This is a genomic window from Acinetobacter beijerinckii CIP 110307, from assembly GCF_000369005.1.
Classification (GTDB): domain Bacteria; phylum Pseudomonadota; class Gammaproteobacteria; order Pseudomonadales; family Moraxellaceae; genus Acinetobacter; species Acinetobacter beijerinckii.
This window is the reverse complement of sequence record NZ_KB849766.1, coordinates 279,498-304,609: the sequence shown is the minus strand read 5'-3', so window position 1 is coordinate 304,609 and position 25,112 is coordinate 279,498. Positions and strand designations below refer to the sequence as shown.

The 25,112-nt window shown below is 39.2% G+C and carries 26 protein-coding genes; 15 read left to right on the top strand and 11 right to left on the bottom strand.

Annotated features, from left to right (window positions below; all coding sequences use genetic code 11):
- Window positions 1–11 precede the first annotated feature (11 nt).
- The 10 genes from F933_RS14555 to folE2 all read right to left on the bottom strand — a co-directional run bounded on the left by F933_RS14555 (window position 12) and on the right by folE2 (window position 11,071).
- Window positions 12–1,355: a PepSY-associated TM helix domain-containing protein gene (locus F933_RS14555; protein ID WP_005062496.1), complete on the bottom strand. Its 1,344-nt coding sequence runs from the start codon at window positions 1,353–1,355 to the stop codon at window positions 12–14.
- Between the two features lie 133 nt (window positions 1,356–1,488).
- Window positions 1,489–2,337 carry a hypothetical protein gene (locus F933_RS14550; protein WP_005062494.1) on the bottom strand — a complete coding sequence of 283 codons (849 nt, stop codon included), beginning with the start codon at window positions 2,335–2,337 and terminating at the stop codon, window positions 1,489–1,491.
- Window positions 2,338–2,367: 30 nt separating this feature from the next.
- Complete coding sequence (locus F933_RS14545; RefSeq protein WP_005062493.1) at window positions 2,368–4,485, bottom strand: TonB-dependent receptor; 2,118 nt, start codon at window positions 4,483–4,485, stop codon at window positions 2,368–2,370.
- Window positions 4,486–4,583: 98 nt separating this feature from the next.
- Window positions 4,584–5,705, bottom strand: coding sequence for a tetratricopeptide repeat protein (locus F933_RS14540; protein WP_005062491.1), 1,122 nt, complete (start codon window positions 5,703–5,705; stop codon window positions 4,584–4,586).
- A gap of 55 nt (window positions 5,706–5,760) precedes the next feature.
- Complete coding sequence (locus F933_RS14535) at window positions 5,761–6,000, bottom strand: putative periplasmic lipoprotein (RefSeq protein ID WP_005062486.1); 240 nt, start codon at window positions 5,998–6,000, stop codon at window positions 5,761–5,763.
- 15 nt (window positions 6,001–6,015) lie between these two features.
- Window positions 6,016–7,509 (bottom strand): DUF4331 domain-containing protein, encoded by a 1,494-nt coding sequence (locus tag F933_RS14530; RefSeq protein ID WP_005062484.1) that lies wholly within the window; start codon window positions 7,507–7,509, stop codon window positions 6,016–6,018.
- 319 nt (window positions 7,510–7,828) lie between these two features.
- Window positions 7,829–9,184, bottom strand: coding sequence for a dihydroorotase (locus F933_RS14525; RefSeq protein WP_005062482.1), 1,356 nt, complete (start codon window positions 9,182–9,184; stop codon window positions 7,829–7,831).
- The gene (locus F933_RS14520; RefSeq protein WP_005062481.1) at window positions 9,174–9,734 is read right to left on the bottom strand and encodes a gamma carbonic anhydrase family protein; all 561 of its coding nucleotides are present in this window, start codon (window positions 9,732–9,734) and stop codon (window positions 9,174–9,176) included. Before F933_RS14520 ends, F933_RS14525 begins: the two co-directional genes overlap by 11 nt.
- A 21-nt stretch (window positions 9,735–9,755) precedes the next feature.
- Window positions 9,756–10,175, bottom strand: a complete 420-nt coding sequence (gene hisI / locus F933_RS14515) for a phosphoribosyl-AMP cyclohydrolase (RefSeq protein ID WP_005062479.1) — start codon at window positions 10,173–10,175, stop codon at window positions 9,756–9,758.
- Entirely contained in the window at window positions 10,169–11,071 is a 903-nt protein-coding gene (gene folE2 / locus F933_RS14510) for a GTP cyclohydrolase FolE2 (protein ID WP_005062477.1), read from the bottom strand. The genes hisI and folE2 overlap by 7 nt, the downstream gene beginning before the upstream one ends.
- A gap of 110 nt (window positions 11,072–11,181) precedes the next feature.
- On the opposite strand from folE2, the gene F933_RS14505 reads away from it, so the two are divergent.
- The 3 genes from F933_RS14505 to zigA are packed head-to-tail and all read left to right on the top strand — an operon-like array spanning window position 11,182 to window position 13,539.
- Window positions 11,182–11,895, top strand: coding sequence for a YcbK family protein (locus F933_RS14505; protein ID WP_034711119.1), 714 nt, complete (start codon window positions 11,182–11,184; stop codon window positions 11,893–11,895).
- A 6-nt stretch (window positions 11,896–11,901) separates the two neighbouring features.
- Window positions 11,902–12,300, top strand: a complete 399-nt coding sequence (locus tag F933_RS14500) for a hypothetical protein (RefSeq protein ID WP_005062474.1) — start codon at window positions 11,902–11,904, stop codon at window positions 12,298–12,300.
- Window positions 12,301–12,315: 15 nt separating this feature from the next.
- Window positions 12,316–13,539 (top strand): zinc metallochaperone GTPase ZigA, encoded by a 1,224-nt coding sequence (zigA, locus tag F933_RS14495; protein WP_005062472.1) that lies wholly within the window; start codon window positions 12,316–12,318, stop codon window positions 13,537–13,539.
- A 68-nt stretch (window positions 13,540–13,607) separates the two neighbouring features.
- On the opposite strand, the gene F933_RS14490 is transcribed toward zigA, so the two are convergent.
- Window positions 13,608–14,420, bottom strand: coding sequence for an IclR family transcriptional regulator (locus F933_RS14490; RefSeq protein WP_005062470.1), 813 nt, complete (start codon window positions 14,418–14,420; stop codon window positions 13,608–13,610).
- A 266-nt stretch (window positions 14,421–14,686) separates the two neighbouring features.
- Between F933_RS14490 and F933_RS14485 the strand changes: the two genes are divergently transcribed.
- Genes F933_RS14485 through F933_RS14430 form a run of 12 tightly spaced genes read left to right on the top strand, consistent with a single transcriptional unit; the run spans window position 14,687 to window position 25,106 of the window.
- Window positions 14,687–14,992 (top strand): non-heme iron oxygenase ferredoxin subunit, encoded by a 306-nt coding sequence (locus F933_RS14485; RefSeq protein ID WP_005062468.1) that lies wholly within the window; start codon window positions 14,687–14,689, stop codon window positions 14,990–14,992.
- 25 nt (window positions 14,993–15,017) lie between these two features.
- Entirely contained in the window at window positions 15,018–15,317 is a 300-nt protein-coding gene (locus F933_RS14480; protein ID WP_005054741.1) for a recombinase-like helix-turn-helix domain-containing protein, read from the top strand.
- Window positions 15,318–15,334: 17 nt separating this feature from the next.
- Complete coding sequence (locus F933_RS14475; RefSeq protein ID WP_005062465.1) at window positions 15,335–16,405, top strand: aromatic ring-hydroxylating oxygenase subunit alpha; 1,071 nt, start codon at window positions 15,335–15,337, stop codon at window positions 16,403–16,405.
- A complete protein-coding gene (locus F933_RS14470; RefSeq protein WP_005062462.1) occupies window positions 16,398–17,162 on the top strand; it encodes an SDR family oxidoreductase in 765 nt (254 codons plus the stop codon). Before F933_RS14475 ends, F933_RS14470 begins: the two co-directional genes overlap by 8 nt.
- Before the next feature lie 12 nt (window positions 17,163–17,174).
- Window positions 17,175–18,107: a VOC family protein gene (locus F933_RS14465; RefSeq protein WP_005062459.1), complete on the top strand. Its 933-nt coding sequence runs from the start codon at window positions 17,175–17,177 to the stop codon at window positions 18,105–18,107.
- Between the two features lie 25 nt (window positions 18,108–18,132).
- A complete protein-coding gene (locus F933_RS14460; RefSeq protein ID WP_005062456.1) occupies window positions 18,133–19,344 on the top strand; it encodes an NAD(P)/FAD-dependent oxidoreductase in 1,212 nt (403 codons plus the stop codon).
- Window positions 19,345–19,385: 41 nt separating this feature from the next.
- Window positions 19,386–20,609, top strand: a complete 1,224-nt coding sequence (locus F933_RS14455; RefSeq protein WP_005062453.1) for an MFS transporter — start codon at window positions 19,386–19,388, stop codon at window positions 20,607–20,609.
- Between the two features lie 34 nt (window positions 20,610–20,643).
- A complete protein-coding gene (locus F933_RS14450) occupies window positions 20,644–21,165 on the top strand; it encodes a cupin domain-containing protein (RefSeq protein ID WP_005054729.1) in 522 nt (173 codons plus the stop codon).
- Window positions 21,166–21,196: 31 nt separating this feature from the next.
- Window positions 21,197–22,012: an alpha/beta fold hydrolase gene (locus F933_RS14445; RefSeq protein ID WP_005062451.1), complete on the top strand. Its 816-nt coding sequence runs from the start codon at window positions 21,197–21,199 to the stop codon at window positions 22,010–22,012.
- 19 nt (window positions 22,013–22,031) lie between these two features.
- Window positions 22,032–22,826: an SDR family oxidoreductase gene (locus F933_RS14440; RefSeq protein ID WP_005062448.1), complete on the top strand. Its 795-nt coding sequence runs from the start codon at window positions 22,032–22,034 to the stop codon at window positions 22,824–22,826.
- 9 nt (window positions 22,827–22,835) lie between these two features.
- The gene (locus tag F933_RS14435) at window positions 22,836–23,627 is read left to right on the top strand and encodes an aspartate dehydrogenase (RefSeq protein ID WP_005062447.1); all 792 of its coding nucleotides are present in this window, start codon (window positions 22,836–22,838) and stop codon (window positions 23,625–23,627) included.
- Between the two features lie 12 nt (window positions 23,628–23,639).
- Window positions 23,640–25,106: an aldehyde dehydrogenase gene (locus tag F933_RS14430; protein ID WP_005062445.1), complete on the top strand. Its 1,467-nt coding sequence runs from the start codon at window positions 23,640–23,642 to the stop codon at window positions 25,104–25,106.
- The last annotated feature ends 6 nt before the right edge of the window (window positions 25,107–25,112 follow it).

Sequence of the window (25,112 nt, the reverse complement as noted above, 5' to 3'; positions counted from 1 at the left end):
AGCATCATGAATTATGACAATCTAGATTGATGCTGTTGAATCATGATGAAGGCAATCGCGACGATTAAACTTATCGCTAAGGTTGGCAAACAAATCAGAAGAATAAACAAAGATATCAGAAGCGAAATTTTCTGTTTTAAGTTGCCATTTTTCCAAAGCAGTAAGCTCTGTTTGACGAGGTTGATTGTGGTTTGTTTTAGATTAAATGTGCGACTCCAAAGCCAAAATGCAATCACAATGAGTGCGCATAAAGCGATTGCATATATCATTAATAAAAGTTGATTGACCCAACCAAACAACACACCAATATGCGCATCCACACCCCATCGGGTGAGTTTCGCAGCGACTGGGAAATCGTCAAATTTTAAATGATCAATCACTTTATCCTTTTGCAGATCAATCGAAATACTGTCTGCTTCTGTAGGCCAACGACGACGTATTTCTGAAACTGTCCATGCAGTATCTATGGTTGTTGGCGGTTTGATTTGCAGTTGAGAACTGTGAATCCCATGTTGTCTGGCAATTTGTAGCGCTTGATCAAAATCCTCAGCCTTTATGAGTGGCTGATGGTTCATTTGTTGCATATCGGTATGATGATGTGCATGTATATCAACTGATTGTTTATTATTAGAAATAGAGGTAATGAGAGCTGGTGTTTGCCAACTCAAGGCTTGGCGAAGTATGCGGATATTTTCTCCAGTCCATTTAGACCAAGTCAAACCTGTAATCGCAACAATCAGTAAGAGCGGAAATAAAATGATTCCAATTGAGCTATGCCATTTTAAAAGTATATTTCTTGGCGTTGCGATCTGTTTTAAATGTTTTCGGCGTTTATACCAATGATAGAGACCTGAGAGGCTTAGAATTGCTAACCAGCTTGCAGCCAGTTCACTATATAGTCTTCCATAGTCGCCAAGCAGTAAATTACTGTGAAATTGATCAATTAGAGTTCTAAACGGAAGAACACCACTCGTTCCATAAACAGGAAGTTGCCCCTTAAGTTCTAAAGTATATGGATTAACGAAGATAGCTTGATTACTTATATTTTCAACAGGGTCACTATAAATGACACGTGTCGTTTGATTGGAGGTAGGCGCTGGTCGCACTTCAGTAATCTTCGCAGATTCAGGGATGAGTGCTTGTGCTGCTTTTATTTGCAAACTGAGCTGTTGAGCTGGAATATTTTCACTTTGGACAAAGAGTTGTTCTTTATAGATATATTGTTCGATTTGTGGACTACTAACGTATAAAAATCCAGTAAATGCCGCAATAAAAATAAATGGGGCGATCAATATTCCTGCATAAATATGTATTAACCGGAATAGATCTCGCCAAAAATTAGCAGATTGGGGCATAAGAGTGAATAGAGCTTGTTCCTAAGAATTTTAAATTATATACCTTAGACCTTAATAATGAATTAAGTTAATTTGCAGGTATTTTTGATAAATATATATCTAAATGAATTTTTGGGAAATTTGAAGGATAGGTTTAGATTTGAATCCTAAATGAATAAGATTTTTCGTTTAGATTACTGCTGATAAAAACTGAATCGAATGAGATATTTTGTAATAAAGCTTTAATTTTTTGAGTATTTTGTGATGGGTCGTAAGGCAGTTTAATTAAAATAACAAGATTAACTGGATCAACCATAAATTCGATGCTTGTAGGGTTGATCTGGGTGGTAGTTAAATTATTTTCATTTAAAAGTGTTGTGACTTGATGAGCCAATTGATTAATTCTTATTTCCTCGTCTGTTGTTTGTGTTGCTGAAACTGCTTTCATAAGTGTGGAGTAATGTTCTAAATCTTGCTTATTATCAATAATTTCAACTTTATAGAGCCCAAATGAGTCACTCTCCGGTTCTGGTAGCGACATTTGATTATTTTCTAAAAAATCTGTTTGCATCGGTTTGATATTTGCCTGATAGAGATTGGATACGTCCTTTGCTTCTTTGATGGCTTTTTTTGCTCTATTTTGTGCATCCAAGAGTGGATCGTAAAGATTATTACTATTTAGAAGCTGAGTATCTTGAGTTAAATCAAAAAAATTAGGCAATTGATTGTCTAATAGATTATTGGAACTCTTAGGATTTTGGGTATTTACTTTATTGTCATTTGGCTTTGTATCATTTTTTGAGGGTATGTTGCGAGAAGAGGAGGATGAAAAAGTCTGAGCTTTAAGCGTTGATGCTGAAATGAAAGTAACGTTCATTGTTGAAACATTATCAATATTTTTTTCAGCTTCAAATTTTAAAAGTATGGTAACGATAATAATGTGCACGATAATGCTAAAGAGGAATGCGCTCTGTGAAACATTCAGTTTTTTTGGAGTCCACATAATTTTCCTCCTTAGCATTTATCTGGTCAATCAGAATAAATATCGTAAGGTCATTCTGAGGTTTCTACCCTCAGTTGGGTGAACATGTTTGTCAAAAATGCCCTCACGTTCAGTTGAGTTTGGAGAACATGCGGAATCGCCTAAATCTTGACGACTGCATGACGCATAGTAATATTCAATATCATTCACCTTTTGATCAAATACATTGAATAGTTCTAATTGTGCTTGGAAATTTTTATTAAATTTATAACTGCCTTGTAAGTTTACTAATGTCGATGAGTCTGAACGAACGGAATTATCTTCAATCAAAGGACGTGAACCAAAGTAACGTAAACGACCGCCAAAGTTTAATTGATCATTAAAATGATAGGTGAATCCTGCTGCTAGTGTTTTTTCAATCGCACCCGGAATATGATTTCCTTCAGCACTGTTATTTTTAAATCTTGCTTTTGACCAAGCAGCATCTAAATCAATAATCCAAGCATCAGTTGGTTGATAGTATTGTGAAATTTCAATCCCTTGGCGTTTACTTGGTCGACTGGCTTCAGTGGTGCCAGCGTCACCGATAAACAAAAGTTCTGAATCAGAGTCGAGTTGCCATATAGCAAGTGTGCTGGTAAGTTCTGGAATAAAGTTAGCTCTCAGTCCAATTTCAGAATTGATGGTTCTCACTAAAGGTGATACAGAGTCAATTTTGCTTAAATAGTTACTGTCTCTTGGGTCAACATTCAATCTTGTCGTGGTACCTCTAGCATCATTACTATGAAATCCATACGCATAATTCAGATAATATTCAATATTTTTCCAAGGCCCTAAAACGATGCTCAGTTTAGGGCTGAGAATTTGATCAGTTTCATTACCTGAATTTTCTTTACGATCTGAATTGACATCAAATGAATAAAAATCGCCACGAACTCCAAATATAGTCTTTAACCAAGGTTGCCAACTGGTTTGGTTTTGCCCCCATATGCCCACAGAAAACTCTTGAATATCATCTTGTCGGATTGTGCTAAAACGTTGACGATTTTGGGTTTGGTATAGTCCTAGATCCGTGATGTAGTCATATCGAAATGAAGCGCCTACAGTATTTAAAACATCTTTTTCTTGCCAATTTGTAATCCAACCTTTTTGGTATTTTGTACCAATAGTCGCTCTTTCTTCAGCTTGCTCAAATTGATCGCCACGGATTGGATCATTTAAAAAATAACTAAAATCTGAAAATAAATTGAGTTTGTTATAAACAGCATATGAAGAAAGTTCACTAAATTGCTGGTCATCATGACTTTGAGCATTATACCAAAGTGCTGTACGAGAAGATTTACCGCCGTCACTACTGTTAAGTGTGTCAAATCGATCGAGTTCACCATTATCAATCAGGCGTTGGGGAATCTGATCAGTTGCATCCCATTTTGATTGATAATGTTGAAAGCTGATAGATTGATTTTTATCATGGTCACCCGTGTAATATTTTAGAAATAGATTTTGTTTGGATAGGTTTTCAGGATTTTTCCAAGGTCCATCGTTATTTAAATTTTCAATAGCAGCAATAATTTCCCCGCTCTGCAATTTCAAATTGCCAACACCTAAAACTCTGAGTAAATCATTTTTTCCTAGCGTCATTTGGACATATGGACGATCTAATGATTGAATACTAGAAATTTTTGCTGTGCCTGCTGAAGCAAAATCACCATCATCAATTGATGTTGAACCTTTATGATATTGAATTGTTTCAATCAGTTCAGGGATTAAGAAATTTAAATCGGTATAACCTTGACCGTGTGCATGAGTGACCATATTGATTGGTATTTCATCAAATGAAGTGGCAAAGTCAGTACCATGATCTAAATTGAATCCGCGTAAGAAAAATTGATTCGCTTTACCTGTACCACTATGTTGAGTCACGATTACACCTGGTATTGTCTCCAATACTTCTGCAGGGCGTGATAAAGGTCGCGTTTCAATTTGTTCCTTGATAATTGTGCCCTGTGAAGCAGTAAATGCGATTCCAAATGTGTCACTTGAATTTGCGTTAGCACTTAGTTTTATGGTTGGTAAACTATGAATTAGTTCACCTCCGGCTTGGGTTGTTTGATTAATACACAAGTTACTGCTACTAATCAAAATGATTGAAATAATTCTAGTTTTCATTTTTTTCACTAATTTAATTTTTATAATTCATATTAGATTTAGGCTTGTGAAATCACTGTGAAAATACAGTGATTTCTTCGATTTTTACTCATTAAAAATCAAAGCTTAGTTACTAATTTTTCTAATTCAGGAACTAACACCGGATTTTGATAACCTGTTTTTTTACTCCAGTTTAAGAGCTTTTCTGCACTATTTTGATTTTTACTTTCAATCGCTAAAGCGGCATAGACCTCAAAATCTTCATTTTCTCTTTGCATATCCCAGTTTTTCGCAGCGATCTTGAGACCTTCTTGGTATTGCTTTGATATCCAAAGGTATTGTGCTTGCTCTCTTAAATGAATGTGATCTTGCTGTTTCAATAAAGTTTGAACGCGCAAGCTTAATTCACTTAAGTCTTGATTTGATGAGCCATCAGCTAGTTTTTGTTTTGCTAAAATAATTCGATAAAGTGCACCATCATGATAACGATAGGGTTCTAAGATCGTTATTGCAGTTTGATACTGTTGTTGAGCAATATACCAATTTGCTTTGGCGAGAGTATTCGGCAGGTTATCTGTTGCAAGTAATGGAATAGCTTGCGTCGCAAGTTGTTGATCATTAAATCGTGTGGCAACTTCAAGCAAAATATTTCCAAACCACTGTTTATCATTTTTACTAAGTCGTGAAGTCTCTTTTAAAAGCTCATCTGCTTTGGGTTTTAAATCTGAATAACTTTTGGTCATTGCTTCAACTTGGAGGATACAACCAGCTTGATACCATTTGACTTCGGAATCACTTAGTTGATTACATAAGCTGAGCGCTTGATCAAATTGACCTTGCAGTCTGTAAATATTTGCGAGCTGTAAAATAGCATCATATTGGTTTGGCTGAGACTTCAGTATTTCTTTTAAGGTCTTTTCTGCTGTACTAAAATCATGATTAGCTTGCGCTAATCGAGTTGCCAGTAATTTATTTTCCACATCAGAAGGGTTTTTACTGGTTTTCATTAAGTTTTCAGCTTGTTCCAATAAATCACCATCACCACGAGCATATGCTTTTTCGAGCAATACCGTAACGATTTGATTTCTTACTGTATCGTTATAATGATTATTTAAATTAGTTTGATTATTTAAACTTTCGGGATTTGAAACAGCATGCTTATGTTGATGCTTAGGATGTGCATATACAGTACCAAGATAGCTAAGAACCAAAACAGAAAGTGTTAGTTGCCGAATAAACATTAAAAAAACTCCTAAAAAGGTGCTTAGTTAGATAATGCAACTAAGCACCTTTGTTTTAAAATTTAACTGCTACGGGTTCAGCTTTATTATTTATCGTTGATTCTGCTATTGCAGTCAGCGTTTTCGGTTCAGCTTGTTCAAAGTTGCTTTGCGATTGGTTGGTCAATATCAACGTTTCTTTCAGTACAGCATCACCTTGAGATTGGTTGTTATTGTTGGGTTTTGATTTATTATCATCGCCACCACATCCGCTTAATCCAATTGCAACCATGAATAACAACATATATTTTTTCATGGTAGTTACTCCTGATTATTTGCTAGCTGTATTAAACGGTGAGCCCGACACTGGAGTATTTAAATAAGGGAAGGTCGTACCAAACTGTTGCGGTGATTGTAATGCACCATCAGTAAAACTGATTCCTCCCGCTTTAGCATCCGTTGCTTTACAGCCTACGGCAGTATTTACACCATCAATCGTGCATAACAAGCCCATAGCAACACGAAGCTCAATATCTACGACATCATCACCTGGGCGACGACCATTTGGGAATCCAGCAGTATCACCACCAATGACACCTAAACGACTTTGTTTATCTTTAGTCATCGGTGCGATTGCTGTATTTAAACGGAGCATCTCAGATGCTTTCACATTTTTTGGCTGATTTAAACCAGGAATACCCAATAAGAATGCATTCACTAAGTCAGTACGTGGGAAATTGGTTGGAGCAACAACTGCGCCGCCTGTTGCATCTTTAAATAGAACTTCGATTAAAGTTGGTAGAGCAGGATTAGTGACATAATCAGCAAATTGACCATCATTTGCTGGCTTACTTGCATTAAATTTATCTTTGTCTTTTAAGCCGATCACAACTTCGTTGACTAATGGCATACCTAGACGCGAAACTTGAGTCCATGCGCCACCCACTTTTGCTGCGCTATTCAGATTACTTTCTGGATTTGGATTTAATAAAGTCGCTTGAGGTAAGCTCGCAGTCGTCCAACCACCAATCACAGTATCGTTTGTAGACACTAAGCATGATTGTGGTACTTCAAGTGCAATCGTCGTGACGTTTTTATCTGCAATTGTATTTAAGCCTTGGTCTTCAGCATTGACACCAGAAGGTGCAAGTTGAGTTGCTGGAATTTTGATATTGACCAAGTCAAATACTTCACCTAAGTTTACTGCAAATGAATCTTGACGTTGTCCCACGAAAACTTTACCTGAACCACAGCTTCCGAAATTCACATTTTGTACAAAAGTGTCTGCATAGGCTTGGTAATTAGGAATAGATTTTGTACCAACATTATCAAATGGCTTTTTGAAAGTGCCGAGGACATTACGATCACCTTTGCGACGATCTCCTTTAATCATCGTTACTGTGAAAGTTTCAGCAGTATTTTGAGCCGAGCTACTATCATTGGTAATTTTGCCGATATTGGATAATGGAACAGAAATATTTTTGCCGCCCACTGGAACTTGAAGGTCTTTTAGTTCTTGATTAAATTTGAACTGAAAAGTGATGTCTTCTTGTGCATCTCCGTTATTGTCTACATGAATTTCATATAGTGCTTTAGAATCTAGTGAAAAGTAATTTGGACCACCATAGGCATCTTGCAAGGGCTGGTAGTTAGCCAAAAGTGTTACGTAGTTACTACGCCCAGATTCATAGCTTTTAAACATATAAAAATCTGTAGCGTCTACTTTGGGTAGTTTAGTGATTGATGGTGCTTCTCGGTGACTTGAAGCAAATGATGTTGCACTAAAGCTACTTAGCAAAATTGCAATAAGTAGGCGAGAGTCCATAGAGCTTCTCCTTGATCATTTCTGTGATCTCAGGTTTTAATTTTTGATAGATTTGTTATTGGTCTTATGCTTTTCCCTATAGTAAAAATTAGTTATTTGCATTAGACATTATAGATTTACTGGTGTAGCTGTGAATTTTGTGTGATGCATTTGGCGTATTTATTGTAACTACATGATTTTTTTAATTTAATAAATATATTTTTGATGCGATCGAATTCTAGGGTTAGGTCTAGATTTACCTGTTTTCTTAAAAAAGAAAAGCCTGAAACTCAGGCTCAAAATTCAAGATAAATTGTATTATTGATTAAAAATAGAAATCTTAACGATTGATTTCTAATTCATGCCCCCGACAATTTAAAAATAACTGATTTTGATGCCATGCTAGTTGCCCTGAAACAATGGTGGTATCCACTTCATAACGAAAGCTTTTATCTTGGAATGGACTCCAACCACATTGCATATAATTTTTTTGATCTTTGACCGCAATTCTACGGGTATTTTCTTTGATTAGAACGAGATCAGCCCAATAGCCCTCACGAATATAACCACGGTCTTTAATTTTAAATAAGTCGGCAACTTGATGAGATGTCTTACGCACCATCGTTTCGATATTGAGCTTTCCATCTGCAACCAGTTCCATCAATGCGGGCAGAGCATGTTGCACCAGTGGCAGACCTGAAGGAGCATTCATATAGGATTGTTGTTTTTCATCCCAAGTATGTGGTGCATGGTCGGTTCCAATAATATCCAAACGATTACTGTTTGAAATCGCATGGATCAAAGCCTCTTTATCTTGTTGGGTTTTGATTGCCGGATTACATTTTATTAAATGTCCCAGAGCGGCATAGTCAGCATCATCAAAACTGAGATGATGAATACAGACTTCGGCTGAAATATGTTTCCGATTTAAAGGCAGATCTTTAAATAAACATAATTCTTTGGCTGTGGTCAGATGTAAAACATGCAGTTGAGTGCCGTATTTCTCGGCTAAGGAAACAGCGAGTCGAGAACTTTCAAAGCAAGCCTGTTTATCTCGAATTTTAGGGTGCATCACTGCTGGAATATTTTCGCCATATTTATCCAAATATAGTTTTTCCTGTTCTTTAATCCGAGGTGTATATTCACAATGTGTCAATAAGATGGTTGGTACATTAGCAAATAAACGCTCTAAAATTTTAGGATCATCGACCAACATATTGCCTGTTGATGCACCCATAAAGACTTTGACACCACTGACTAATTTAGGATCAAGTTGTTCAATAATATCTAAATTTTCAGAACTCACGCCAAAATGAAATGCGTAATTTGCCATGCTATGTTGCGCTGCGATCTGCTTTTTTTGTGCTAGTGTCTCTAAGTTCAGTGTTGCAGGATTGGTATTAGGCATATCCATATAACTGGTAATCCCACCAATGGTTGCAGCCATAGATTCAGAGGCGATACTGCCTTTTTGTGGTGAGCCAGGATCTCTAAAATGCACTTGATCATCAATCATGCCAGGGATTAACCAAGCCCCATTTGCATCAATGGTTTTCGCATTGAAAATACCAGTGATATTGCTAGCAATTTTCTCGATTCGTCCATCTTGAATCAGTACATCGGCAATAAACTGTTTATCTTCATTGACTAGATTGGCATTGCGAATAATGATCTTGGGAAATTGTCTAAAATTCATTGTGCAATGCCTTATATCCTTTGACTAATTCGATATTGGTGCTCACCACACTTTCAGAAAACTCACTGATTGAAACATCAACAGGCGGATATTGGCTTAAATCGGTTTTAGGGTTGATATAGCTCATGGCAGGAACATAAAAGTGACTTGGTAAATCACGCCCGTCCACCACTGCATTGTGTCGGATCGCACTATGATCACCGACTTTGCAGTTGAATAAAACGCTATTAAAACCGACAAAAACATGGCGACCAATTTCACAAGGGCCATGAATAATCGAACGATGGGCAATAGATGAGTTTTCACCAATCTTCACCGCAGCGCCTGCTTTAGAATGAATCACCACACCATCTTGGATATTGGAGTTTGCACATATAATAATGGGTTCCATTTCTCCATGTTCATCGGTTTCATCAGCACGAATTACGGCATAAGGACCAATAAACACATTGGCATGTACGATGACTTTGCCGCAGATAATAGCAGTTTGATCGACATAAGCAGATTGATCGATAACAGGCAAATGACCCGATGGATTTTTACGTAGCATAGAATTACCGCTTAAAATAAGTTAAATCACAGGTTGAGTTAAAATCGTCACTTGATCTGTATTTAGACCAAGATAAAAACAAGTCGGGCGTAGGGTGTGGCAGGCTGGACCAGTTTGATCAACAAGGAATAATAGGCAGTCGCCATCACAATCGAGTCTGGCATCCGTCAAATATTGACGATGTCCTGAACTCTCACCTTTACGCCATAAGCATTTTCGTGAGCGCGACCAATAGCACACTTGTTTAGTCTGCAAGGTTTCGATTAAGGCGTCTCGATTAACCCAAGCCATCATCAATACTTCTTTGCTTGTTTGATCTTGAGTGATCGCTGGAACTAGACCATCTTGGTTCCATTTGATCTGTTCAAATACAGCTTCAAAATTAAATTTCTGTCCCAAAGATCCATGTTCCATTTGTTCAAAAATAGAATGCTTTACCATTGCCACGAACCTTGAGCCACCGCATCATGCGCATGCAGGCTTTCTGCATGAATGACTTTGAAATTAAAGCCATTAATACTTTTATGATTTAAAAATGTGCCATACAGTCGTCTTAAGGCATCTTCACAAAACATCAGGTTTTGACCGTTGGCAATTGCGAAAGCCTGTTCATCAATACGTTTAACGGCTGTTTGAACTGGTGTCATGAGGGCTTGCTCAGCCTGATTGATAAATAAAATCAGTGGGATGTGTTGGATATTTTGATCAAGTCTGAAATTAAGAATCGCAAAGCTTCTTTGACTATGCGGTGTTGCAGCAATCGCATCTGTACTGCTTAGCCAATCTAAAATTTCCTGCTGATCTAAACGAATGTCTTGATTGTTGAGTGCCGATTCAAAACGTTGTTGAATAATGTTTCTTGAAAGTGCAGCCGAGCAAGGACAGGTTGATGAATAGGGAATCTCAACTTTTAATTCTGCTAAAAACTGCTCATCTAAAAGTTGGCATGACAAAACAAAAGGGTAGCTTTTCCAACCTGAAAGCTTGCTGATCAATGCAGGTCGTTCGATATACAGTTCGCTATGAATTTCAATTTTTGCATGTTTGGATAGATCATGATGACTTACTAAAAAGTCTTGTAATAAAGACCTTAAATCCATCAAGTTTAAATTTCCAATCGAGCTCAGTTCTAACAGTCGTGTATACAAGCGTGACATATGAATCCCTTTGGCTAAGGGATCGTCCAAACTGACATAAGCATTCACTTGACTTTGACATAGCGTATTTTCGACACGAACGGGTAATGCAATTTTTTCCATGCCCACCCAATCAAGGCAATGGCTATACGCTTTGGGTAAAATGGAGTTGGCTGAAATATCAGGAAGAGCAAGATTCATTTGGTGATAGCTTAAGTTGTAATATTTAATGTAATGTTATAACATAACAATAAGCATCGACAAGCTCGCTGCGAAGTTAATTTGAATTAGCAGACCTTAGCGAATCAAAAATGAAAAAAATCTACATGCTCGGATTCATATGTGGTCTATCTGCTTGCCAGTCTCAAAACCAAGCGATTTCGTTCAATCAGTATGCCCCGCGTGAAATAAAAAATACGATTCCAAAAATTATTCTTAAACCCAAGCCTATTCCTGCTTCTTATCAGATGTGGACAATGCACGCTGATCATCAGCAACAGAGACAAGCTTATAAAAACTTTTTAAAAGTACAGGGAGTAGATGCATTTATTCCAGATTTTGAGTTTTTTCAAACTGCCAGAGATTGGCAAAAGTGTAATTATGTCGAATACGAAGTTCCTCCCAAAGAGCTATGGAACAACATCGTTCCCACATTAAATATTTTGCATAAGTTGCTACAACAAGGGCGAATTGATCAGATTACGGTGACATCTGTGTATCGCAGCTTTGCACTAAATCAGTGTGCAGGTGGTGCGGGTGCTTCAAAACATGTCTTTAACGCCGCACTCGATTTTCGTATAGGCAGTGAAACACCTGACCCCATTGAACAAATTCATATCGAAAATACAAAAAAGAAGCTTTGTGAATTCTGGATAGCGCAAGGTGAAGCGTTAAATATGGGTTTAGGTGTATATGCATCAGGACAAATCCATATTGATACAGCAGGCTATCGTACATGGGGTGTTGATCATCGTTATACCTCATCGCCGTGTATCAGTAATTCTTTTAATAATAACAATGAGTAAATTGCAATGAAGCTCACTATCGCCCAACAAAATATTTTAGATATTTTAAAAACAGAAAATAAAGCCATGAGTGCTTATGCGTTATTGGAAAAAGCCAAACCTTATGGCTTTCAAGCGCCTATTCAGATTTATCGAATCCTTAAAAAACTGTCAGAACATTGCCTGATCATAAAACTAAATACCTTGAATATGTATGTATTAAATCAAGCTGAAATTTCAGCGAGTTATCGGCTTTTTACCGTGTGTACAGAATGTCAAAGCGTGCAAAGCATCGCTATTCCACAACTTAAAGCCTGTGTGGAAAGTACCATCCAAGCCAAACAATTCAATCCGAGTTACCCATATTTAGAAGTATTGGGTCAATGTTTCTCATGTCTTTCTAAACATCAAACTCAACATTTTTAATCAGTGAGAACGCCAATGAATCATTCTTTAGCCACTCTAGCCAAACTTCCTGTGACCGTCCTATCTGGTTTTTTAGGTGCAGGAAAAACCACGTTGCTCAATCATATTTTGAACAATCGTGAAGGGCGGAAAATCGCCGTAATCGTCAATGATATGTCTGAAGTGAATATTGATGCGGCATTAGTTCGTGAGGGCGGTGCTGAATTATCACGTACAGATGAAAAACTGGTGGAAATGAGCAATGGTTGTATTTGTTGCACCTTACGAGAGGATTTATTGATTGAGGTACGGCGTTTAGCTGATGACAATCGCTTTGATCAATTAGTGATTGAATCAACAGGGGTTTCTGAACCGTTACCCGTTGCAGAAACATTTACCTTCGAAGATGAAAATGGTGTCTCACTAAGTGAATTTGCACGTTTAGATACCATGGTGACTTTGGTCGATGCTTATAATTTTTTAAAGGATTATAGTTCGTTAGATAGCCTAACTTCACGAGGTGAATCGTTGGGTGAGGACGATGAACGTAATGTGGTTGATCTCTTAATCGACCAAATTGAATTCTGTGATGTGATTATTTTAAATAAAGTTGATTTAATTAATAGTGAAGAAAAAGAAAAATTATTTGGCATCCTACATTCACTTAACCCAAGAGCGAAAATTGAAATTTCTGAATTTGGGCAAGTGAAGCTAGATAAAATTCTAAATACTAACTTATTCGATTTTAATGAAGCAGCTCAAGCACCTGGTTGGTTAAAAGAATTAAGAGGTGAGCATACACCTGAAACCGAAGAATATGGGATCAGTAGTTTTGTTTATCGGGCAAGAAAGCCTTTCCATCCACAACGTTTTTTTGATTTTGTAAATTCTGAATGGCAAGGGGTGATTCGTTCAAAAGGTTTCTTTTGGTTGGCTTGTAATCCAGAGTTTGCAGGGTCTTGGTCGCAAGCAGGTGCGATGGCTCGTCATGGTGTAGCAGGATATTGGTGGGCAGCAGTACCAGATGAGCATTGGCCAGAAGATCAAAGCAGTCGTGATGCGATCGAAAAAAGTTGGGATGATTTAACAGGTGATGCGCGTCAGGAAATTGTTCTGATCGGTATGGATATGGATCAAGCTGCTTTGACTGCTCAGTTTGATGCTTGCTTATTAACAGATGATGAAATGGCACTTGGCGCAAAAGAATGGGAGCTGTTTGATAATCCATTCACGGGTTGGACAGATATGATTTTAAGATAGAACATTTGTGAGCTTCTAGCGTTTAGAAGCTCACTTTTACCTATTTCAAATTGAGATGATATCAATCATCAATAGATAAATTTGGAAATCTTATCAGCGGTCTGAATCACTGTGTCTGCAATTTCATTTTTAAAATAATGTTCATCATAGGTGCCTAAAGGACAACTGACAGATAAAACAGCAGTTATTTTACCAGTGGATTGTTTGAAAATTGGAGCGCCACAAGCAGCCATGTCATGATTGTAATGCCCCCAGCTAACCATTGATCGTTGTGTTTTAACAAAGCTGAGGCGTTGAAGTAATTCTTTGAGATTTTTGGGAGTTAACTCGGAAAAAGTTTCCCACTCATTGAAATTTTTATAACGATCCCGAATTTCATTTTCAGATAGGTCAGCCAATAACATTTGTCCAATCACAGTCGCATGAGCAGGCCAGCGAGTACCCAAACCAATGTTACTGCTAAAAGTACCATTCGACTGCACATTATTGATAAAGACAATATGTGTGCCTTCCAAAATCGATAAATGTATTGCAAGTTTAGTTTGATCACGTAGTTCTTTCATCAATGGTGTAGCCAAATCTAACAGCGATTGCTTTGATAAACTGTTAAAACCTAGCTCCATCACTTTTGAATCAAGTGCATAGGTTTTTTGAGACGCTTTTCTGAGGAAGCCACATGATTCTAAGGTGTAGATCAGACGAAAAGCACTAGATCGGTTTACATCCAAAATCTCTGCAATCTCGGTGATGGTCATTTCTTGGGTTTGCTGATTAAAGGCTTGCAAAATTGCCAAGCCACGTACCAAACCGGGTACTAAATAGCGATCGTCATTTTTTGTGAGCTCAGATTCTTGAGAGTCTGTTTCTATGGTTGAGTTCATCAGCTTAATTTTCCTACAAAAAACGCAAATAATAAAAATTTAATTTTCTTAGGATTCTATTCTAACTGTAAAGTAGAACGAAAAGATAGTTTTATATATAAAACAAAATTTCTCAAGTAAAACGTAAAAGAATGTGTAATAAACATCAAGTATTTGATTTTAAATAATATATATAGTTTGACATAAAAATCATCATAGGAGTATTCTTTATTAAAGTTTGTTATATCAAATAATGTTTTATATATAAAACAAATGAGGATGCAAGGATGAGTTGGATCTCAGTTTGTCAGCAAGACGACATCACCGAAGACGAGCCAAAAGCCATTGAAGTTGACGGTAAGAAAATTGGCGTATTTTTCATCGATGAAAAATATTTTGCTATCGAGAATGTTTGCCCACATGCCTATGCCTTATTAACTGAAGGTTTTATTGAAGATCAGACCGTTGAATGTCCGTTGCATGAAGCGATTTTTGATATTCAAACGGGTGAGCTAAAGAGTGGACCGGGATGTCGTGATCTATGCACTTATCCTGTACGTGTTGAAGGGCAGGAAGTACAAATTCAACTCTAGGTCTTAATTAAAAGGAAGGAATCGCGTGAAAACATTTAATGAAAAGCTAGCGAATTGGATACATGCCACGCCAGCAACAGAAGCAGGAATTAACAACATTCAGGTTCCGGGGCAGCCAGAACTTTTAATTTGGCAAACTCGCTATAAAGAACCAACCGTATATGAACAAGACTTTGTTCAGCATCTAATTAAAGCCTTTACAGCAGGTGTGACTGAGCTTGCAGATTTAGTTCAGACTTTAAACCAGCAAGGTTTTCGTTGTGAGTCTGGTGAGCTTTGGACTTCTGATAGTTTTTCAGAAGAAATGCAACGTTTAGGTTATTGATTCAAGGAAGAACGATTATGAACGCAGCAGTATCGTCAGTAACACCAAGTGTTGAAGAATATTTAGATTTAGGTTTGCGTGACCAGTGGCATCCAGTGCTTGCCAGTTGGGAAGTCGCCGCAAATCCAGTGGGTATCACTCGTTTGGGTGAGAATATTGTGGTTTGGCGTGATGACCAAGGTCAAGTCCATGCTTTAGAAGATCGTTGTCCACATCGTGGCGCACGTCTTTCATTAGGTTGGAATCTTGGAAATCGTGTGGCTTGTTGGTATCACGGTGTCGAAGTTCGCCATGATGGTGTGGTCGAAGATGTACCTGCTGTACATGATTGCCCAATGAAAGGCACTCAATGTATTAAGAGCTATCCAGTGATCGAAGCACATGGTGCAATTTTCCTTTGGTTTGGGATCGACCCAAATGAAGAACCGAAAGCACTCGATTTTCCTGAACAACTTGCGAGTGAAGACTGGAGTGCATTTCTGTGCCAAGCAGATTGGAAAGTGAATCATCAGTATGCGATTGACAATGTGATGGACCCAATGCATGGCAGTTATTTGCATTGTACTTCGCACTCAATGGCAGAAGGTGATCGCACCGCGGAAATGAAACATCGTTCAACTGAGCATGGTTTTGTTTTTGAGAAAGAAGGTCAAATTGGTGTCAATTTCGACTGGGTTGAATATGCCAATACAGGTGCAAGCTGGTTACGTCTCTCGATTCCTTATCGCAAAGATTTTGGGCCGGGTGGTGAGTTTTGGATTGTGGGTTATGCAACACCAATTGATGCCAATAATACCCGCGTATTCTTCTGGCGTTGCCGCAAAGTCAGTGGTTGGCAACGGAATGTGTGGCGTTTCCTTTACCGTAATCACTTAGAAAAATTGCATTGGGATGTATTGGAACAAGATCGCATTATTTTAGAAAACCTTGCACCGAATGCACGTCAAAAAGAATTCCTCTATCAACATGATATCGGCTTATCTCGTTTACGCCGTTTAATGAAAAAAGAAGCAGAAAAGCAGTTAAAGAAAATTGCAGCTTTGAATACCTCAAACCGTATTGAAATGCAGGAAGAAGCGCATGGCTAATGTTGCATTGTTACAAGGCAAAAAAGTCCTTGTCACAGGCGCGGCAAGAGGCTTGGGGCGTGACTTTGCACAAGCAATTGCTGAAGCAGGTGCTCAAGTCGTCATGGCGGATATTTTAGATGATCTTGTTCAGAAAGAAGCGATTGAACTTCAGCAACAAGGTTTAAAGGTTGAGGCGGTCAAAATTGATTTGTCTGATGCTGTTTCAATTCAGCAGGCTGTCGAACAAGCTGTTAAATATTTAGGTGGATTAGACGGTTTAGTCAATTGTGCTGCTCTAGCAACCAATGTTGGTGGTAAAAGTTTGATGGATTATGACGCTGATCTCTGGGATCGGGTCATGAACATCAACGTCAAAGGCACCTGGTTAGTCACAAAGTCATGTGTGCCATTCCTCAAACAAGCAGAGGCGGGAAAAGTGATTAATGTCGCTTCTGATACAGCTTTGTGGGGCGCACCGAATCTAATGGCATATGTAGCCAGCAAAGGCGCATTAGTTGCAATGACACGTTCTATGGCGAGAGAGCTTGGGCAATTCAACATATGTATCAATACGCTTTCACCGGGTTTAACACTTGTAGAAGCGACTGAATATGTCCCGCAAGAACGTCATGATTTATATGTGAATGGTCGTGCGATTCAGCGTCAGCAACTACCACAAGATTTAAATGGAACAGCACTGTATTTACTGTCGGATTTGTCTTCTTTTGTGACAGGTCAAAATATTCCAGTAAATGGCGGTTTTGTCTTTAATTAAGGAGTTTGTCTCATGATTACAGGGATTGAGATTTTAAAATTTGGTGTTGAGGACAGGGCTGCTTCCAATAAGTTTTTGGCAGACTTTGGATTGGCTCAAGGCAGTTCAGATATTGAAGGTGCTGATCTTTATCAAACGCAGAATGGTAGCAAAATTTATTTGTTTGATTGTGATGATAATCGTCTACCGCAAGCGATTGAATCAGGTTCAACCCTGCGTGAAGTGACATGGGGACTTGATCAGCCTCAACAAGATTTAGCAGATTTAGCGGTTCGCTTGGCTGATGTTGAGGGCTTTCAAGCAACGACTGATATGGTGCAATGTGTAGACCCGAATGGTATGACGATTCGTTTCCAAAAGAGTTTCACTCATGAGCTACCAACATTAAGAACAGAAGGCATTAATCAGTACGGAACTGTCAATCGTATTAATGCAGCGAGTCCAGTGTATGAAAAAGGTCAGCCTGTTGCGATTGGACATGTGGTGTTTTTCACACCTGATTTGGAAAAAACCGAAAAATTCTATATTGAAAAGCTAGGTTTCTATCTTTCAGACGCTTATCGCAATCGTGGTGCATTCTTGCGTTGTCGAGGTAAGGGTTATCACCATGACTTGTTTTTATTGTCTATTCCAAACAAACCTGCTGGTTTAAACCATGTTGCTTTTGTGGTTCGTGATATTCATGAAGTGATTGGCGGTGGTTTGAATATGAATCGTTCTGAATGGTCAACGTTTATTGGACCAGGGCGTCATCCAATTTCCTCAGCATATTTTTGGTACGTCAATTCACCATTGGGTGGTGCATTTGAGTATTACACCAATGATGATTATTTGACTGAAGAATGGCAACCACGTGTCGAGGAACATCGTTTAGAGCTTTTCACAGAATGGGCGATTGAGGGTGGTTTAGATGATCATACTCGCCGTCAAGTGAAACCTGCATAACGCTTTAAAAGCAGGGAGAAATGCTATGGAAAGAATCGTTATCGTTGGTGCAGGACAAGCCGCAGGTTGGGCAGTCAGTACACTACGTCAAAATGGTTTTGCAGGTGAAATCCATGTGATTTCAAATGAAGATCAGGTGTTTTATGAGCGTCCACCACTTTCAAAACAGGTGCTTTCTAAAGAAGCAAGTTATGAAAGTCTAAACTTATTTTCAACAGAGCAGGTTCAACAGTTTAATATCCAATGGCATAAGCCTGCTGTGGCAACTGAAGTGGATCGCCAACACAAACAGGTCATCTTGGACAGTGGTCAGTTATTGCCTTATGACAAGTTATTGATTGCCACTGGAAGTCGTGCCCGTGTACCTGTGAATACGTGGCAGTTTATTCCGAATGTCGTCACGCTCCGTAATGTACAAGATTGCGAACGTCTCGCAGAAATTTTGCAGCATGCTCAAAAATTGGCTGTGGTTGGTGGTGGTTGGATTGGTTTAGAAATTGCAGCAACTGCACGAAAACAGGGTAAGGACGTTCATATTTTTGAATATGGTGATCGACTTTGTGCTCGAAGTGTTAGCCCAGATGTATCTGATTTTTTGAAAGCGATACATGAGCAACAAGGTACGCAAATTCATTTGAATAGTAAAAACTTGCACTTAATCGAAGCAGGGCAAGGCAAAGTTGAAGTGGTTAATCATCCCAATGTCAGCGAGTTGTTTGATTGTGTCGTGGTTGGAGCTGGTGCGGACATTGCTAAAGAGCTTGGTGTCAATGCGGGATTAGATGTCAAAGATGGCATTGTGGTGAATTGTTTTGGTCAAACTTCTGATCAAGATATTTATGCCGCAGGTGATGTGGCTATCCATCCTAGTTTAGGTTATTGCATTCAGTCATGGGCAAATGCGCAGAACCAAGCAATTGCAGCTGCAAAATCGATGCTGGGTATCGAAACAGAATATAGCGATATTCCATGGTTATGGTCAGATCAGTACCACTTCAATATTCAAATATTAGGGACTTATCAACCTGAAAAAACTGCACAAATTGTTGTTCGAAAAAGTACGGATGATCAATGCAGTTATTTATATCTAGATGATCAAAACCATTTACTTAATATGATCGCCATCAATGATTCAAAACTGGTCAAACTGGCTAAACGTTGGATGCAGTCCAATACTCTATTAGATGCAAAACTATTAGCAGACCCTGAATTTAATGTCATGAAATTAAAACCATAAACATTTAATTCCGGTTCATAACTCAATCGAAGGAATGAAGTATGAGTAATGAAGATAAAAGTGGATTTAAGCATTGGGTGCCTGCTTTTGTCCTGATGATATGCGTAGTGCTCGCATTTTTTGACAAGATCAGTATCGCGGTTCTTTTTGCAGATCCACATTTTCAAGGTGCAATGGGAATTGCACAAGATAAAGCAAAACTGGGTTGGTTGATGACCAGTTTTCTATTGGCTTACGGTTTTTCATCAGTATTCCTTAGTTTTCTTGGAGATATTTTTGATCCAAAGAAAATGCTGTTTTGGAGTGTTGCCTCTTGGGGCGTGCTCATGTTCTGTATGGGCTTTACCACCAGCTATTCAGGAATGTTAGTACTGCGCGTTTTACTGGGATTGGCAGAAGGTCCATTGTTCGCACTGGCTTATACCATTGTTAAACAAACCTATACCGATCGACAGCAAGCACGTGCATCAACCATGTTTTTATTGGGAACACCTATAGGCGCTTTTTTAGGCTTTCCAATCACCGCAGCGGTATTGGCTAAACATGATTGGCATACAACTTTTTTTGTAATGGCAGCATTAACGATCGTCGCTTTAATTGCGATTGTATTTGGATTACGTAATTTAAAACTCAAGAAAACCATTGAGTTGGAAGCGACAAGTAAGCGTGTCAATTTTAAAGGTCATATTCAGAACACCAAGATTCTATTGCAAAACCGTGCTTTTTGGTTGGTGTGTATCTTCAATATTGCATTGATGACTTATTTGTGGGGATTAAACAGTTGGGTGCCATCGTATTTAATCCAAGACAAAGGCTTCAACCTTAAAGAGTTTGGTATTTATTCAAGTTTACCATTCATAGCAATGCTCATTGGTGAAGTGATCGGTGCATTCCTTTCTGACAAATTAGGTCGTCGTGCAATTCAAGTCTTTGGTGGTTTATTGGTTGCAGGCATCTTTATGTATGTGATGGTCATTATGACTGATCCGATTCTCGTTATCGCTGCTATGTCTTTTAGTGCAATGTCTTGGGGGTTTGGTGTCGCAGCCATCTTTGCCTTACTTGCCCGTGTAACAACTGCTGATGTCGGTGCAACAGCTGGCGGAATTTTCAATGGTTTAGGTAATTTTGCCAGTGCGATTGCACCTGTTCTGATCGGTTACATCGTGATGCAAACCAATAGTTTTAATTTAGGAATTACTTTCTTGGCAGCAGTCGCCGTGATTGGGTCGTTCTTCTTATTACCTTTACTGAAACGTTATTAATTAAATTATTTATCAAAACCCTAGGAGTTAAAACATGACTACTCAACAATTTGAATCATGGACACAACCTGAAGGTACAAATTTACAAGATTGGTTAAATACGCGTATCGCACGTTTTGAAACACGTAAATATGATTTCGACGCCTTGAAATTCCAAGCAGATTACGACCCGAAATATCGTCGTGCGCAAATGCGCTATATGGGTACTGGCGCAACAGGTGTGGTCAATGATGGCAATACGGTTCCAGCTGAAAACTTTACTTTTTCAACCATGGTTTTACCTGCGCAATGTGAAGGACCTTTGCATATCCATCACGATGTTGAAGAAGTGTTCTTCATGTTACGTGGCGAGATTGATCTGTTCATTGAGCACAACGGTGAGAAATTCCAGACCAAATTGAAAGAGCGTGATCTGATTTCAATTCCACCGGGTATTTACCGTGGTTTGTTTAATCCTGGTCAAGAAGATGCCTTGATGTGTGTGATGTTAGGTGCTGGAAAACCAACCATTCCGAACTATCCACCTGAGCATCCATTGTCTCAAATCAAACGTTAATTAAAGCGTTTAACTGCAACAAAGGAATGAAATGATGACTTTGATTGACACATTAGTCCAATACCCAGTGAAAACCATTGAGATTGATGGTCAGGTACAAGCCTATCGCGAAGCTGGGCAAGGACAAGCACTGATTCTTTTACATGGTATCAGCTCAGGTTCTGCTTCATGGGTCAATCAGCTTGCTGTACTTAGTCATCATTTTCATGTGATTGCTTGGGATGCGCCGGGTTATGGCTTATCTGAGAACTTAGATACGGAGCAGCCAAATGCAACCGATTATGCTCAGCGAGTACTAGCGATTATGGATGCATTGGTGATTTCTAAAGCCATCATTGTCGGTCATTCATTAGGCGCATTACAGGCAAGTGCTTTTACCCATCTTTATCCTGAACGAGTTGAAATCCTAATCATTGCCAATGCAGCACAGGGTTATCAACGCTCGGATGAGGATACCAAAGCACAGGTGTATCAGAAACGCCCAAATATGTTGAAAAGCTTGGGCAATGCGGGGATGGCGGCAAGCCGTGGTCCACATTTAATTTATAAACAAGACCCTCAAGCACTGGCATTGGTCAGTGAAGTGATGGGACAACTCACTTTAGACGGTTTTACGCGAGCATCGTATTTGTTGGCGTATGACGAGATTAGAAATTATTTAGCAGATATCAAAGTCCTATGTGTGGTGATTGCAGGTGATAAAGATGAAATCACACCTGCTCAAGCCATCATGGAGCTGGCGATGGAAATGCAATTGAGCCGATGTCATCTCATTACAGATGCAGGTCATCTGAGTTATGTCGATCAACCTGATCAGTTTAACGACATTGTTTTATCGGCAAATTAATTAAACGAGAGATATGGATATGAGCTTCCAAGTTGAAGGAAAAGTAGCAGTTGTAACAGGTGGCTCGTCAGGCATTGGTTTGGCTGCTGTGGAAATTTTAGTTGCAGAAGGTGCAAAGGTTGCGTGGTGTGGTCGAGATGAAGCGCGTTTAGCCGCATCGAAACTTTATATTTTAGAAAAATATCCACATGCCAATATTTACACCAGCATCTGCAACGTTTTGGACAAAGAAGATGTAAAACGATTTGCACAAGATGTAAAGCAAAACTTGGGTAATGTCGACATGTTGATCAATAACGCAGGGCAAGGTCGTGTGTCGAACTTTGAAAATACTCAAGACGAAGATTGGATGAAAGAAATCGAACTGAAGTATTTTAGTGTATTACATCCAGTTCGCGCATTTTTAAATGATTTAAAAGATTCAGCATGTGGCTCAATCACCAATGTGAACTCATTGTTGGCATTGCAACCTGAGCCTCACATGATTGCAACCTCATCTGCACGTGCTGCGTTATTAAATTTAACGCATTCACTTGCTCATGAGTTTACTCAATATGATATCCGTGTGAATTCAATCCTACTTGGTATGGTCGAGTCGGAACAGTGGAAACGCCGTTTTGAAACGCGTTCAGACCCAAATCTGTCATGGGAACAATGGACAGGCAATATTGCAAAAAATCGTGGTATTCCGATGCATCGTTTAGGCAAGCCAGAAGAACCAGCTCGTGCCTTGGTCTTTCTCGCATCGCCTTTAGCATCCTATACCACAGGTTCAACCCTAGATGTTTCTGGCGGATTCAATAAGCATTTATAAGGTGTGCACATGAAACAGTTGATGATGATTGGTTTTGGCGCAATGGCAGCAGAAGTATATGCCCATATGCCGCAAGACTTACAACTTAAATGGATTGTGGTACCAGCACGGAGTGTTGAAAAAGTTCAGGCGCAAGTTTCATCTGAAGTGAAAGTGATTAGCTCGATTGATGAATGTCATGGCACACCTGATTACGTGATTGAAGTTGCAGGTCAAGCTGCGGTGAAAGAGCATGCGCAAAAGGTATTGGAAAAGGGTTGGACTATTGGGTTGATCTCAGTTGGAACTTTGGCTGATAACGATTTTTTGATTCAGCTAAAAAATACTGCTGAACAACACGATGCCCATTTACATCTTTTGGCAGGTGCGATTGCTGGAATTGATGGAATCTCAGCGGCTAAAGAAGGTGGTTTGGAAAAAGTTACTTATAAGGGCTGCAAAAGTCCAAAAAGTTGGCGTGGTAGCTATGCAGAGCAATTGGTTGATCTCGATCAGGTGAGCGAAGTAACTGTTTTTTTTCGTGGTACAGCGCGTGAAGCTGCATTGAAGTTTCCAGCCAATGCCAATGTTGCAGCGACGATTGCGCTTGCAGGTTTAGGAATGGATGAAACCATGGTGGAACTGACGGTTGATCCAAACATCAATAAAAACAAGCACACCATTGTGGCAGAAGGTGTGTTCGGTGAAATGACGATTGAGTTGGTCGGTGTGCCTTTGGCGAGTAACCCGAAAACTTCGACATTGGCTGCACTTAGTGTAATTCGAGCGTGTCGGAATAGTGTTCAAGCGATTCAGATTTAAAAGGATTTAATCATGATAAAAGAAATTTATATCGCAGGTGAATGGCGATTAGGCAAGGGCGGTACGATTCAAAGTCTGTTTCCAGCAGATCAATCCGTGAATGCTGAGATTTCAACGGCGAGTTTGGATGATGTCAATGAAGCGATTGAAAAAGCGGATTTGGCATGGCGAAAAGCAGAGTGGCGCAACAGTTTACCGCATGAGCGTGCTCGGATTTTATATAAAGTGGCAGACATTATTGAAGCGCGTGTTGATGAACTTTCAAAGCTACAAACCAGAGACAACGGTAAACCACTCGCTGAGACGCGTGCTTTAACCTTGAGTGCAGCAGCAACAGCACGTTATGTCGCAGCGGCGTGTGAAACCTTAAATGATGAGTTGACGACACAACGTGCGCCAGATTTTATGACCATGAGTGTGCATGAACCTGTTGGGGTTGTGGCAGCGATTACACCATGGAATTCACCCATAGCTAGTGAAGTGCAGAAGTTAGCACCTGCATTAGCAGGTGGTAATGCAGTCATTCTAAAACCAGCGGAAGTGACTTCTTTAATCGCATTGGAATTAGCAAAAATCTTTGAAGAAGCTGGTTTACCTAAAGGTCTATTGAGTGTACTGGTTGGGCGTGGTTCGGTGATTGGTGATGCAATCGTAAAGCATCCATTAGTACGCAAAATTTCATTTACAGGTGGAACGAGTACAGGGCGTCATTTAGCACATATTGCGGCTGAAAAGTTGATCACAACATCTTTAGAACTTGGTGGAAAATCACCAACGATCGTCATGCAAGATGCCGATATTGAGCTAGCAGCCAAAGGTGTGGCTTATGGCATTTTTAGTTCAGCAGGACAGGCATGTATTGCAGGATCACGCTTATTTGTGCATCGCAGTATTTATGATCAATTCTTAACGCGTCTAGTTGAAATTACCAAAGGCTTGCGCGTAGGACATCCTGAAACAGTAGGGATGCATTTAGGTTCGTTGATCAATCCTAAACACTTAGCATCAGTGGATGCTTATGTTCAGTTAGCCAAAAAAGAAGGAGGGCAGATCCTTGTTGGTGGTCATGCGTTGACTGATGGTGAGTTGGCAAAGGGTAGTTTTTATTTACCGACCATTATCACAGGTCTCAATAATTCAGCACAAACTTGTCAGGAAGAAATTTTTGGCCCTGTGCTGGTAGTCATGAAATATGACGATGAAGCTGATTTGATTCAGCAAGCCAATGACAGTTGTTTTGGTTTGGCAGCAGGGATTTGGACTGAAAACTATCGTAAAGCTTGGCAACTTGCGCGTGCTTTAGAAGTGGGAACAGTCTGGATCAATACCTACAAAAAATTTTCAATTTCTGCACCTTTTGGTGGTTTCAAAGAAAGTGGAATTGGACGTGAAAAAGGTCGTTTAGGCATCTTGGCGTATATGCAACAGAAAAGTATTTATATGGGATTAAGCGAACAGCCAAATCCTTGGTGCGATTAATAAATT